The sequence below is a fragment of the Symbiopectobacterium sp. RP genome, from assembly GCF_050472005.1.
Classification (GTDB): domain Bacteria; phylum Pseudomonadota; class Gammaproteobacteria; order Enterobacterales; family Enterobacteriaceae; genus Symbiopectobacterium.
The window spans coordinates 301,768-314,969 of sequence record NZ_JBGOGS010000001.1 but is presented as its reverse complement, the minus strand read 5'-3'; the positions used below and the strand labels follow the sequence as shown (position 1 = coordinate 314,969).

General features: G+C 53.1%; 10 protein-coding genes and 1 pseudogene. 8 read left to right on the top strand and 3 right to left on the bottom strand.

What is annotated here, in order from left to right:
- Nucleotides 1–116 precede the first annotated feature (116 nt).
- Entirely contained in the window at nt 117–2,756 is a 2,640-nt protein-coding gene (gyrA, locus tag ACD630_RS02030) for a DNA topoisomerase (ATP-hydrolyzing) subunit A (RefSeq protein ID WP_430357962.1), read from the bottom strand.
- A gap of 220 nt (nt 2,757–2,976) precedes the next feature.
- Here gyrA and ubiG point away from each other — a divergent pair, with 220 nt between their 5' ends.
- The 5 genes from ubiG (at nt 2,977) to ACD630_RS02005 (ending at nt 6,186) form a co-directional block, all read left to right on the top strand.
- Nucleotides 2,977–3,687, top strand: a complete 711-nt coding sequence (ubiG, locus tag ACD630_RS02025) for a bifunctional 2-polyprenyl-6-hydroxyphenol methylase/3-demethylubiquinol 3-O-methyltransferase UbiG (RefSeq protein WP_430357961.1) — start codon at nt 2,977–2,979, stop codon at nt 3,685–3,687.
- Between the two features lie 120 nt (nt 3,688–3,807).
- Entirely contained in the window at nt 3,808–4,092 is a 285-nt protein-coding gene (locus ACD630_RS02020) for a hypothetical protein (RefSeq protein ID WP_430357960.1), read from the top strand.
- 48 nt (nt 4,093–4,140) lie between these two features.
- Nucleotides 4,141–4,869, top strand: coding sequence for a hypothetical protein (locus tag ACD630_RS02015; protein WP_430357959.1), 729 nt, complete (start codon nt 4,141–4,143; stop codon nt 4,867–4,869).
- 1 nt (nt 4,870) lies between these two features.
- The gene (locus tag ACD630_RS02010; protein ID WP_430357958.1) at nt 4,871–5,080 is read left to right on the top strand and encodes a hypothetical protein; all 210 of its coding nucleotides are present in this window, start codon (nt 4,871–4,873) and stop codon (nt 5,078–5,080) included.
- A 65-nt stretch (nt 5,081–5,145) separates the two neighbouring features.
- Nucleotides 5,146–6,186: an IS481 family transposase gene (locus ACD630_RS02005; protein WP_430357957.1), complete on the top strand. Its 1,041-nt coding sequence runs from the start codon at nt 5,146–5,148 to the stop codon at nt 6,184–6,186.
- A 109-nt stretch (nt 6,187–6,295) separates the two neighbouring features.
- On the opposite strand, the gene ltrA is transcribed toward ACD630_RS02005, so the two are convergent.
- Both ltrA and metG read right to left on the bottom strand, forming a co-directional pair.
- A complete protein-coding gene (gene ltrA / locus ACD630_RS02000; protein WP_430357956.1) occupies nt 6,296–7,213 on the bottom strand; it encodes a group II intron reverse transcriptase/maturase in 918 nt (305 codons plus the stop codon).
- 573 nt (nt 7,214–7,786) lie between these two features.
- Complete coding sequence (gene metG, locus ACD630_RS01995) at nt 7,787–9,814, bottom strand: methionine--tRNA ligase (RefSeq protein WP_430357955.1); 2,028 nt, start codon at nt 9,812–9,814, stop codon at nt 7,787–7,789.
- A 226-nt stretch (nt 9,815–10,040) separates the two neighbouring features.
- Here metG and apbC point away from each other — a divergent pair, with 226 nt between their 5' ends.
- From apbC to dcd, 3 genes and pseudogenes are all read left to right on the top strand, one after another.
- Nucleotides 10,041–11,150, top strand: a complete 1,110-nt coding sequence (gene apbC, locus ACD630_RS01990) for an iron-sulfur cluster carrier protein ApbC (RefSeq protein WP_430357954.1) — start codon at nt 10,041–10,043, stop codon at nt 11,148–11,150.
- Between the two features lie 790 nt (nt 11,151–11,940).
- A pseudogene (gene udk, locus ACD630_RS01985) lies at nt 11,941–12,583 on the top strand (uridine kinase).
- Between the two features lie 37 nt (nt 12,584–12,620).
- On the top strand, nt 12,621–13,202 hold the full coding sequence (gene dcd / locus ACD630_RS01980) for a dCTP deaminase (protein ID WP_430357953.1): 582 nt from the start codon (nt 12,621–12,623) through the stop codon (nt 13,200–13,202).

The following is a 13,202-nucleotide window of genomic DNA, read 5'->3' as shown; positions in this document are numbered from 1 at the left end:
TTCCATCAAGTAGGTAAATGGTTGCAGGGGAAAGGCGTGTTGATACAGTACCGAGAGGGCATAAAAAAAGCCAGCATCTGAGGTGCTGGCTTTTGTTTCATTGGTGTAGCACGCGATTATTCGTCGTCAGCCACATCGTCGTCGATTTCAGCATCATCATTAATGCCGTCTTCTTCTTCGGCGACTTCACCCGGCGCGGTTGCCACGCTGTCGAGCTCTTCATCTTCGACCGGCTCAGCAACACGTTGCAGCCCTACCACGTTTTTGTCTTCCGTAGTGCGGATAAGCGTCACGCCCTGGGTGTTACGGCCTACGATGCTGACCTCAGAGACACGGGTGCGCACCAACGTACCGGCATCTGTGATCATCATGATCTGATCCAGCTCATCGACCTGCACCGCACCAACAACCTTACCGTTACGCTCGCTCACTTTGATAGAGATAACGCCTTTGGTCGCACGAGACTTGGTCGGGTATTCACTCACCGCAGTACGCTTACCGAAGCCGTTTTGCGTGACAGTAAGGATATCACCTTCACCGCGCGGCACGATCAGAGACACCACGCGATCGTCACCTTGAAGGTTGATACCGCGTACACCAGTAGCGGTACGTCCCATAGCACGCACAGCCGCTTCGGAGAAGCGCACCACCTTACCTTCCGCAGAGAACAGCATCACCTCGTTCTCACCGTCCGTCAAATCAACGCCGATCAGTTCGTCGCCCTCATTGAGATTAACGGCAATAATCCCTTTCGAACGTGGATTGCTAAACTCGGTCAGCGCCGTTTTCTTCACCGTACCGCTGGCAGTCGCCATAAACACGTTTTGGCCTTCTTCGTATTCACGCACCGGCAAAATGGCAGTAATGCGCTCTTCCGGCTCCAACGGCAACAGGTTGACGATAGGACGCCCACGCGCACCGCGGTTTGCTTCCGGCAATTGGTACACCTTCAGCCAGTAGAGACGGCCACGGCTGGAGAAGCAGAGGATCGTGTCATGGGTGTTAGCCACCAGCAGACGGTCGATAAAATCTTCTTCCTTGATGCGTGCCGCTGACTTGCCTTTGCCCCCACGACGCTGCGCTTCATAGTCGCTCAGCGGTTGGTATTTGACATACCCCTGATGGGAAAGCGTAACCACTACATCTTCCTGATTGATCAGGTCTTCGATATTGATGTCAGCGCTATTGGCCGTGATTTCCGTGCGACGCGCATCGCTGTACTGTGTCTTGATCGCTTCCAGCTCTTCACGAATGACTTCCATCAAACGCTCAGGGCTGGTCAGAATGCGCAGCAGTTCGGCGATCTGCAACAGCAACTCTTTGTATTCATCCAGCAGCTTTTCGTGTTCCAGACCGGTCAGTTTTTGCAACCGCAGATCCAGAATCGCCTGAGCCTGCTGCTCAGTCAGGTGGTATTTACCGTCACGAATCCCAAATTCCGGCTCCAGCCAGTCAGGACGCGCAGCATCATTACCAGCACGCTCCAGCATCGCCGCAACGTTGCCCAGATCCCAAGCTTGAGCAATCAATGCCGCCTTGGCTTCTGCCGGCGTTGGTGCATTGCGAATCGCTTCAATGATCGGATCGATATTTGCCAGCGCAACCGCCAGGCCTTCTAAAATATGGGCACGCTCGCGAGCTTTGCGCAGTTCAAAAATGGTTCTGCGCGTCACCACTTCACGGCGGTGGCGAACAAAGGCAACCAGAATGTCCTTGAGCGGCATGATCTTCGGCTGGCCCTGATGCAATGCCACCATGTTGATGCCGAACGAGACCTGAAGCTGAGTCAGCGAGTAGAGGTTATTCAGTACCACTTCACCCACAGCATCGCGTTTGATCTCAATCACGATACGCATGCCGTCTTTATCGGACTCATCGCGCAATGCGCTGATGCCTTCGACGCGTTTCTCTTTCACCAACTCGGCGATTTTTTCAATCAGGCGCGCTTTGTTCACCTGATAGGGAATCTCGTGCACGATAATGGTTTCACGACCATTTTTGTCGTCCACTTCCACTTCGGCGCGTGCGCGGATGTAAATTTTGCCGCGCCCGGTACGGTACGCCTCTTCAATGCCGCGTCTGCCGTTGATGATCGCCGCAGTCGGGAAATCCGGCCCTTTGATATGCGCCATCAAGCCTTCCAGGCTGATGTTTTCGTTGTCGATATACGCTAGGCAGCCGTCGATCACTTCCGTCAGGTTGTGGGGGGGGATGTTGGTCGCCATCCCAACGGCAATACCGGAAGAACCGTTCACCAGCAGGTTAGGAATACGCGTCGGCATTACATCGGGGATCTGTTCTGTGCCATCGTAGTTGGGCACAAAATCGACCGTCTCTTTTTCCAGATCCGACAGAAGCTCGTGGGCGATTTTCGACATGCGAATTTCGGTATAACGCATGGCCGCCGCCGAGTCGCCATCTATCGACCCGAAGTTGCCCTGACCATCCACCAGCATGTAGCGCAGGGAGAAAGGTTGCGCCATGCGCACGATGGTTTCATACACGGCGGAATCACCGTGCGGGTGGTATTTACCGATAACATCGCCGACCACACGGGCCGATTTTTTATAGGGTTTGTTCCAGTCATTTCCCAGCACGCTCATCGCGTACAGCACGCGTCGGTGCACGGGTTTCAAGCCGTCACGAACATCAGGCAAGGCACGCCCGACAATAACGGACATGGCATAGTCCAGATAGGAGTTTTTCAACTCATCTTCGATATTGACCGGTGTTATTTCTCTGGCAAGGTCGCTCATGGAGCCGCTATCCCTCTATTAACGCATCAACCCGAGTTCAAAAGGTGGAAAATGGTAGCACAAAACCCACCTGACAGGGAAAATACACGCACGAGTAATGACGCTTTTCTTTCATTCACCGCCTTTTGCATCGCCGAGGCAAAAAGGAGAATCGCTACTACATCCTGCCTACACCCGATATACTCACCGCAGATGAGAATAACAAAAGGTTGTATACCGCATGAACGCAGAAATACAGACACAGAATGTCGATCATGATGAAATCGCCAAGTTTGAAGCCGTCGCCTCACGCTGGTGGGATCTGGAAGGTGAATTCAAACCGCTGCACCGCATCAACCCGCTGCGACTTGACTACATCGCACGCCGCGCCGATGGGCTGTTTGGCAAGCAGGTGCTGGATGTCGGCTGTGGTGGCGGCATTCTGGCGGAGAGCATGGCGCGCGAAGGTGCAGAGGTTACCGGATTAGACATGGGTGCCGAACCGTTGCAGGTTGCCAGGCTGCATGCGCTGGAGAGCGGCGTCAGCGTGCAGTATGTGCAGGAAACCGTGGAGGCACATACCGGGCGCTATGACGTGGTGACGTGTATGGAGATGCTGGAACATGTGCCAGACCCGCAATCGGTGGTGCGCGCCTGTGCCGCCTTGGTCAAACCAGGCGGACACGTGTTCTTCTCGACCATCAACCGCAATGCCAAAGCTTGGCTATTGATGATTTTCGGTGCTGAATACGTGCTGAAAATGGTGCCGAAGGGCACTCATGACGCGAAGAAATTTATTCGCCCGGCGGAGTTGCTGAATTGGGTGGATGGCACCTCGCTGGCGGAACAGCACATCACCGGTCTGCACTATAACCCGCTGCGCGATCGTTTTACGCTCGGTCCTAATGTGGACGTGAACTATATGCTGCATACGCAGCGCGATGCTGAATAAGTCCGCGTTGGCTGGCTGACGTTGCTGACAGCCAGCGACTCTCACCGTCATTCCCGCCCACCGTGGCCATTCCCATGAAGCATAGGTATCTACACATCTTTTGCAATATCTGCTATTACGTTGCTGCATGATCTCAACTTATCCATCGGTGGGATTGATGCCCGCCTTAACCGGCGTTATCAGCGTCTGGTTAAGCAACACATGACTCCCCCAGCACCATTGGCGTCAGCCGTTAAAGACCTTGCCTGCGCGCAGAAAACAACATTCGCCACTACTCAGGCCGTTTGGCGTTTTTTTAATAATGAACGTATTAGCTTCAGTCAGCTCAATGAACCGATTATTTCGCTGGCTCTCCGGCAGGTTGCACTTAGCCCGCATCCATACGCTCCCGTCGTTCACGACTGATCTCATTTACAGTTTCGTACCCACAATGGGAAAGAAGAACGTTTGAAAATGGCGCATGGTGGCGACGTCGGTTATGAACTACAAACCCGCCTACTGGTTGATGCTGCAAATGGTTTACCAATAGCGCCCCTGTCTCAAACTCTAACCGATAGGGCGGGTTGTCGTTCAACGCTAACCGAGGGCTTGTCTGAGAGTCTGACTCATATGGATGCTTTGACGGCTGATATCGCCCGTGTTGAGTCTCTTGATACCGGGAAGAAGTTAGTTCATCTCATTGAGCGTGAAGGTGACTCTATCGGGCATATGCGCACATTAAGCTCCCAAGGAATATGTTGGCTTATCCGGGGAAAGGAAGGGCATCGGGCCGAGTGGGGCGGTGACACCCGTAAAATTGGTGAAATTGCAGAAGATCTGCCATTTATCGCAAACGGACAGGTTGGCTGGAAAGGGAAAAAAGCCAATATGGAGATCGGGGAAACATCCGTGATCATAACGCGAACAGCAAAACCGAAGCGGAAAGACAAGAACACCGGACGGCGAGTGAAAGTTCAGCCAGGCGTAGCTCTGACACTCAGATTAGTTGTGGTTCTCCTTACCGATACTCACAGTAAATTTATCGGACGCTGGACGCTGCTCACAAACGTTAGCAACGAGCTCACCAGCGCGGAAGTCGCTCGCTGGTATTACTGGCGCTGGGGTATTGAATCCTTTTTTAAGCTGCTGAAAGGTGCCTGCCATGATGTAGAAAAATGGCTTCAGCGCAGTGCTGGTGCCTAGCATGGCATGTGTGCTGGTATGGCGGCTGCAACGCGCTGAAGGAGACGACAATGCGGCAGCCCGTCAGTTAATTTGCCGATTATCCGGACGACAACAAAAACGAGGGCGTAAAGAAAGCGCCCCAGCGCTGCTTGCCGGACTATCCATCCTGCTAAATACCTTGACGTTATTAGCTGTATTAGTCGCGACTAGATCTAACACTGGACCTTGAAAGGTTGAGAGTTACCGGTTTTGATATGGGTGTCTAATCCTTAAACAAAACGCGAGGTAATTCTCATGCTTCATACTAACAATCCCATTATCAAACACAAAGCCGGCCTGCTCAATCTCGCCGAAGAACTCGGTAACGTATCAAAAGCCTGCAAGATCATGAGCGTGTCACGCGATGCATTTTATCGTTATCAGGAACTGGCTGCTGAAGGTGGCATTGATGCGCTGGTTAACCAGAACCGCCGGGTTCCGAACCTGAAGAACCGCGCCGACGAAGCCACTGAACGCGCGGTTGTTGATTATGCTATTGAGTTCCCGCCCCATGGGCAGCACCGGACCAGTAATGAGCTGCGTAAAAAAGGCGTGTTTATCTCCGGCAGCGGCGTGCGCTCCATCTGGCAACGACACGACCTGGAGAACTTCCGTAAACGCCTGAAGGCGCTTGAGGAAAAGGTCGCCAGAGAAGGCATTGTCCTTACCGACGCTCAAATCGCAGCCCTGGAGAAGAAGGCGCACGATGATGAGGCCTGTGGTGAAATCGAGACGGCACATCCCGGGTATCTGGGCTCGCAGGACACCTTCTACGTGGGCAATCTGAAGGGGGTGGGCCGTATCTACCAGCAGACGTTCGTGGATACGTACTCGAAAGTGGCGCACTGCAAGCTGTATACGAATAAAACAGCGCTCACCGCCGCCGACCTGCTCAATGATAGCGTACTCCCGTTCTACGAGGCTCAGGGACTGCCGGTGCTGAGAATACTGACCGACAGGGGTACGGAGTACTGTGGTAAAGTGGAGCAGCATGATTATCAGCTTTATCTGGCTATCAACGATATCGAGCATACGAAAACGAAGGCGATGTCTCCGCAGACGAACGGCATCTGCGAGCGCTTCCATAAAACCATTTTGCAGGATTTTTATCAGGTTACGTTCGGCAAGAAGTTATATGGAGACCTGGAAAGCCTGCAGGTAGATCTGGACAACTGGTTGTGGCATTACAATAATGAGCGAACTCATCAGGGAAAAATGTGCTGCGGGCGTACGCCGATGGCCACTTTACTCGATGGAAAACGGATCTGGGCAGAAAAGAATCTGAACCAGATGTAATCTGACAGACACCTGTATAAATAATGGGTAACTGTCAGATCAGGTCTGAGCTAGTACATATTAGCAGACTATACCCCGGAAGAACTTGCCCACTTAGCTATGGTGGTTTTTAACCCTTTATGATGTGTAGATACCTATGCTCTCTCAGGCGGGATTTAGCCCGTCTTATCGACTCTGGGGCAATGAGGATCCACGCTCTCCCTTTGCCGGAGCTGATGCTGTAACTCAGGAACTTACGTTCGCACGGTGGCGACACCGCGCTTTTCCGCTCATTAACCTTCAGTTTCAGTCTCTTCTCCAGCCAGTGGGTGATGCTTTCCTTCACATGTTTACCGGCTCTTTCGCTTCTGACGTAGATATTGCTGTCGTCTGCGTAGCGGACGTGCTTCAGGCCGCGCTTTTCAAGCTCGCGATCCAGTTCATCCAGCAACACATTCGACAACAGGAGCGACAACGGACCACCCTGCGGTGTGCCTTCCATCTGTGGGCTGATCAGCCCTGCCTGCATGATTACAGCATTCAGGAAGGCCCGGATAAACTTTAACACCCGCTTATCCGTTATCCGCTTTGCCACCCGGCTCATCAGTACATCGTGGTTTACCCGGTCAAAGAATTTTTCGAGGTCGATGTCCACCACCCAGTGGTTGCCTTCTTCCACGTATCTCTTTGCTCGCTTCACCGCATGATGCGCTGACCTGCCAACGCGGAACCCATAGCTGCTTTCACTGAAGGTCGGATCCCACTGGCTTTGCAGCACCTGCATCACTGCCTGCTGGATGAACCTGTCCATTACCGTCGGGATTCCCAGTTGTCGGGTTCCTCCCCCGGGTTTCGGTATGTCCACCCTGCGGACGGGCTGAGGTTTGTATCTGCCAGCCAGCAGGTTACTCCGCAGTTCCGGCCACTGGCGTTTCAGATGGTCGGGGAGTTCGCTCACGCTTATTCCGTCCACACCCGGCGCGCCTTTGTTGGCTTTTACTCTTTTCAGCGCCTGCTTCAGATTTTCTTGGTTGAGGATAACCTCCATGAGACTATCCCCGGACGACGGGCTTTCCCGCTCCGGTTGTGTCTGGACGGTTTCAGCCCCTGATGGGGCAGGAGTCGGGGCTTCACCCCTTCTGCTCTCATCGGGGTCGCATTGCGTTTTTTGCTGCATGACCGTTCAGAACCTCCGGCGATACTCGCCACTCATCACTGTTCGGGCCTTCAGGTTTCCCCTACTATGCCCTCTGCTGACTTCTGCATAGCGATCAGCGCACCTCACGATGAGCTCAGTCCTGAATGCAGGACGCTATGCAGACCTCCCGGGGTAAGCCCGACCCCCTTCACCACACACCTGCCTGATTTACTCACTCGACCGTTGATGGTTATGGCCTTCGCGATCATATGCTCGCTCTGCCGATCGGATGAGCCTTGTATCAGGTTTCTGTTCGTCAGGTCATGGCTTTGCTCCACGCTTCCTTCAGACCCCACCTCGCGATGACGCCCTTGCACTTCGCTAGTCCTTCGCCACCATCAGGCTGTACAGGGGATTTTCACCCCCAAGCTGTCGGGCATGCCCGGCACACATAAAAAAGCCGCCCGGAGGCGGCTTGATGGATTATTTCACTTGCATTCCCGGCTGAGCACCGCTATCCGGGCTGAGCAGGAAAATTTCCTTGCCGCCAGGGCCTGCGGCCATCACCATACCTTCCGACACGCCGAATCGCATTTTACGTGGTGCCAGGTTGGCGACCATGATGGTCAAACGCCCTTCCAGCGCTTTCGGATCGGGGTAAGCCGTGCGGATGCCGGAGAAAATCTGGCGTGTTTCACCGCCGAGATCCAGTGTCAATCGCAGCAGCTTGTCAGAGCCCTCCACGAAATCTGCCTGTTTGATCAGCGCAATGCGCATATCCACTTTGGCAAAATCGTCAAAAGAGATGGTCTCCTGAATGGGATCGTCAGCCAGCGGACCGGTCACGACCTTCTTGGCACTCATGTCCTCTTTGGAAGCATCAACCATCGCATTAACCTTGTCGAGATCGATACGGTTGAACAACGCTTTGAACGCTTTCACGTCGTGACTAAGCAGCGGTTGTGCTACCGCATCCCAGGTCAACGTAGTGTTGAGGAAGGCTTCGGCGCACTCGGCCAGCGACGGCAATACCGGTTTCAGGTAGGTCATCAGCACTCGGAACAGGTTGATACCCATGGAGCAAATCGCCTGCAAATCCGCATCGCGGCCTTCTTCTTTTGCCACTACCCACGGGGCTTGTTCGTCCACATAGCGGTTGGCGATGTCGGCCAGCGCCATGATCTCGCGGATGGCTTTGCCGGATTCGCGGTTGGCGTAGGCTTCGGCAATATTGTCAGCCGCATTGGCGAAGGTGGCATAAAGCTCGGCATCAGCCAAGGTTTCCGCCAGCTTTCCGCCCAAACGCTTATTGATGAAACCGGCATTACGTGACGCGAGGTTAACCACTTTGTTAACGATATCGGCATTCACGCGCTGCACAAAATCTTCCAGATTGAGGTCGATATCGTCAATGCGTGACGATAGCTTGGCCGCATAGTAATAACGCAGGCAATCGGCATCCAGATGTTGCAGATAGGTCTCTGCCTTGATAAAGGTGCCGCGCGATTTGGACATCTTGGCACCGTTTACCGTCACATAGCCGTGCACAAACAGGTTGGTTGGCTTACGGAAACCGCTGCCTTCTAACATGGCAGGCCAGAACAGGCTATGGAAATAGACGATATCTTTACCGATGAAATGGTATAGCTCAGCACTGCCCTCTTTACGCCAGAACTCATCAAAATCGATATCACCGCGTTTGTCGCACAGGTTTTTAAACGATCCCATGTAACCGATCGGTGCATCCAGCCAAACGTAGAAATATTTGCCCGGGGCATCCGGCACTTCGAAACCGAAGTAGGGCGCATCGCGGGTGATATCCCACTGTTGCAGGCCGGCATCAAACCACTCTTGCATCTTGTTGGCGACCTGCTCCTGCAACGCACCGGATCGCGTCCAGGCTTGCAGCATTTCGCTGAATGCGGGCAAATCAAAGAAGAAGTGCTCCGACTCGCGCATCACCGGGGTCGCACCGGAAACCGCCGATTTCGGGTCGATCAGTTCCGTCGGGCTATAAGTCGCGCCGCACACTTCGCAGCTGTCACCATACTGATCGACCGCTTTACATTTCGGGCAGGTGCCTTTGACGAAACGGTCCGGCAAGAACATGCCTTTTTCCGGATCGTAGAGCTGAGAAATGGTGCGGTTCTTGATAAAACCGTTCTCTTTCAAACGACCATAGATAAGACCGGACAACTCCCGGTTCTCTTCACTGTGGGTGGAGTGATAATTGTCGTAGCTAATCTGAAAGCCAGCGAAATCCCGCTGATGTTCCTCACTCACGTCCGCAATCATCTGCTCCGGTGCCACACCCATCTGCTGTGCTTTCAACATGATTGGCGTACCGTGGGCGTCATCCGCACAGATAAAGTGAACCTGGTGACCGCGCATTCGCTGATAACGGACCCAGATATCAGCCTGGATATGCTCCAGCATGTGACCGAGGTGGATTGATCCGTTAGCATAAGGCAACGCGCAGGTTACCAATATTTTCTTAGCGACTTGAGTCATAGTGGGGAACTTACTTTCTTTCATGATGATGAGAGGAAATCCCGATGTTAACCGATAGGCCCTTGTGGCGTAAACCGCTGTAAGCGGAAAACCCTGTCAAACGCGGGCAATGCGGCGTTCTCGTTGCCCGGGGCGATTTTTTCACTGAGGTCAACGATCGGGGCGGGGCATTCTGTTATGCTATGGCTGTTTTTCCACAAAATAATGAGAACGATAAGGAGCCGGGATGAACGCAACAATCCCTGAGCAGACCCCCGATACGCTGAAGGCACTGGTGACCGGTGTCCTCTCCACGTTTAAGCACCCGACGCTGAAAAATAACCTGACAATGCTCAATGCCTTGCATCACTGTGTCTTGCTGGATGAGGTGCTGCGCATCGAACTGGTGATGCCATTTGCCTGGTTGAGTGGGTTGGACGCATTAAAAGAAACCGTCAGCCCAGAGTTGATGCGTTTAACCTGTGCCAAGGATGTGGAATGGCGCCTGACACACAGTATTGCCACGCTGCGCCGTGTTAACAATCAGGCGGGTGTCAAAGGTGTTAAAAACATTATTGCCGTTAGCTCTGGCAAGGGGGGCGTAGGGAAATCCAGCACAGCGGTGAACATGGCGTTGGCGCTGGCCGCAGAGGGAGCGTCGGTGGGTATTCTCGATGCCGACATCTATGGCCCTTCCATTCCGAGCATGTTAGGCACTGCCAGCGAGCGCCCGACCTCTCCGGATGGTCAGCACATGGCACCGATCATGGCTTATGGTCTGGCGACCAACTCTATCGGTTATCTGGTGACGGATGATAATGCTATGGTGTGGCGTGGCCCGATGGCGAGTAAAGCGCTGTTGCAACTGCTGCAAGATACGCTCTGGCCGGATCTCGATTATCTGGTGTTAGATATGCCTCCGGGCACCGGGGATATCCAGTTGACGCTGGCGCAAAATGTGCCACTGACGGGCGCAGTGGTGGTGACGACGCCGCAAGATATCGCGTTGGTGGATGCCATGAAGGGCATCACCATGTTCGAGAAAGTCAGCGTGCCGGTGTTGGGTATCGTCGAGAACATGAGCGTGCATATTTGCAGCCACTGTGGTCATCTGGAACCGATTTTTGGCACCGGCGGCGCGCAGAAACTGGCGGAGAAATACAACTGTGCCCTGTTGGGGCAACTGCCGCTGCATATCTCTCTGCGTGAGGATTTCGATCGCGGTGAACCCACCGTTGCCAGCAAGCCAGACAGCGAGTTCACCTCACTGTATCGCGAACTGGCCGGGCAAGTGGCTGCACAGCTTTACTGGCAAGGTGAAGTCATTCCGACCGAGATTTCGTTCCGCGCGGTGTAACCGATTTTATGCATGGTCAATAGGGTTCCCGCATTGGCGGGAACTGCCTTTAGATCAACCCGCATGTCCACTTGGCGGATTCTCGTGTTGATGGGCTACTCGCCCATTATCAGCGTTTCCGACGTTATGTCGGGACTTCTACAGCTCATTTAAACCAAGCGCCAATCAAAACGCGCTGTGGGTATCTCAGGTGCGATACCTGTGATAGTTTTTCGGTCCAACGAACCGACTGATGTTGATGGATAGCGCGATGACGATAATCTTAAGATGGCTCATTTTCACACTGCCAGTTGCCACTCTCCTGGCATGTGCGCCTTATAATTACGAGGCGCATCAGAACAAAAGACCCGGTATGCATGTCAATGGTCCACCACTATATTCGATGGGGCATGATGAGGTATTCAGAAGGGACCTGCGTATGGAACGTGTCCGTGCTCGCGGATCTGTAGATAACAGCACGGATTGTGGCAAACCTATTGGCTGGTAACGCGGTGGTAACTTCAGCATTACTGATCTCCCTGCGGTGAAAGCGTGCCGCTTCACTGTTGAGCTAGCTCGGTGAGCGGGAAACGTGCCACATAAAACCTCGCTTCAACCTGTTTTCACGTTTGTCATCTTTCGTTGCGCCGAGACAGCGTGTGCACGCTCACCAATTCCCTTGCAAACCAGAAATGACCATGAGTAGGGCTGGCGCTGCCTGCCTTAACTCCCTATAATTCGCTCGTTACTGTTTGTTTACCCGTTACTATGCCATTCGGCATTTCCCTCATTTATCAGGTCATTTATTGTCATGGCTGCGACGTCTCACCAGTGTGTCATCATCGGAATTGCAGGAGCATCCGCTTCTGGCAAAAGTCTTATTTTCAGTACGCTCTATCGCGAGTTGCGCGATCAGGTGGGGGGATGAGCATATCGGTGTCATCCCGGAAGACAGTTATTATAAAGATCAAAGCCATCTGAGCATGGAAGAGCGGGTGAAAACCAACTACGGCCACACCAATGCCATGGACCATGACCTGCTGTTAACGCATCTGAAAATGCTCAAAGCCGGACAAGCGATTGAGTTACCACAGTACAGTTATGTTGAGCATACCCGCAAGTAAGAGACGGTACGTTTGTTGCCGAAGAAAGTGATCATTCTGGAAGGTATCTTGTTACTGACTGAAGTCCGCCTGCGCTCTGAGCTGAATTTTTCTATTTTTGTCGATACCCCGCTGGATATCTGCTTGCTGCGCTGTATGCGCCGTGATGTGAACGAACGCAGTCGCTCCATGGACTCGGTCATGGAACAGTATCAAAAAACGGTACGCCAAATGTTTTTGCAATTTATTGAACCGTCCAAGCAATATGCAGATATTATCGTGCCACACGGCGGTAAAAACCGTATTGCGATTGATATTCTGAAAGCCAAAATCAGTCAGTTTTTTGAATAATTCACCGAAGACGGCGTAAACGAGAAAAGGGAACAACATGAAACTGTGCGATCGTGACATAGAAAGCTGGCTAGACGATGGACGCCTGGTTATCACCCCCCGTCCTCCCGTTGAACGAATCAACGGTGCAACGCTGGATGTGCGGCTGGGTAATCAGTTTCGCGTTTTCAGCGGACACACTGCCGCATTTATCGATTTAAGCGGCCCAAAAGACGAAGTTAGCGCGGCGCTCGATCGCGTGATGAGCGATGAAATCAACTTGCCGGAAGGCGAAGCGTTTTTCCTGCATCCTAGCGAATTGGCGCTGGCGGTGACGTTGGAATCGGTGACATTGCCGGATAATCTGGTGGGCTGGCTCGACGGTCGCTCATCGTTGGCGCGCCTGGGATTAATGGTTCACGTTACTGCGCATCGCATCGATCCAGGCTGGCAGGGTAGAATTGTGCTGGAGTTCTATAATTCAGGTAAGCTACCGTTGGCATTACGCCCTGGCATGATTATCGGTGCATTGAGTTTTGAACCGCTCTCTGGCCCGGCCGCGCGCCCCTACAACCGTCGTGAAGATGCAAAATACAAAGATCAGCAGGGCGCTGTGGCGAGCCGAATCGATAAGGATTGA

What these genes read in the sequence shown, in the direction of transcription:
- apbC (WP_430357954.1), top strand. Translation starts at nt 10,041, where the DNA reads ATGAACGCAACAATCCCTGAGCAGACCCCCGATACGCTGAAGGCACTG.
- ubiG (WP_430357961.1), top strand. Translation starts at nt 2,977, where the DNA reads ATGAACGCAGAAATACAGACACAGAATGTCGATCATGATGAAATCGCC.
- ltrA (WP_430357956.1), bottom strand. Translation starts at nt 7,213, where the DNA reads ATGGAGGTTATCCTCAACCAAGAAAATCTGAAGCAGGCGCTGAAAAGA.
- gyrA (WP_430357962.1), bottom strand. Translation starts at nt 2,756, where the DNA reads ATGAGCGACCTTGCCAGAGAAATAACACCGGTCAATATCGAAGATGAG.
- ACD630_RS02015 (WP_430357959.1), top strand. Translation starts at nt 4,141, where the DNA reads ATGGCGCATGGTGGCGACGTCGGTTATGAACTACAAACCCGCCTACTG.
- ACD630_RS02010 (WP_430357958.1), top strand. Translation starts at nt 4,871, where the DNA reads ATGGCATGTGTGCTGGTATGGCGGCTGCAACGCGCTGAAGGAGACGAC.
- dcd (WP_430357953.1), top strand. Translation starts at nt 12,621, where the DNA reads ATGAAACTGTGCGATCGTGACATAGAAAGCTGGCTAGACGATGGACGC.
- metG (WP_430357955.1), bottom strand. Translation starts at nt 9,814, where the DNA reads ATGACTCAAGTCGCTAAGAAAATATTGGTAACCTGCGCGTTGCCTTAT.
- ACD630_RS02005 (WP_430357957.1), top strand. Translation starts at nt 5,146, where the DNA reads ATGCTTCATACTAACAATCCCATTATCAAACACAAAGCCGGCCTGCTC.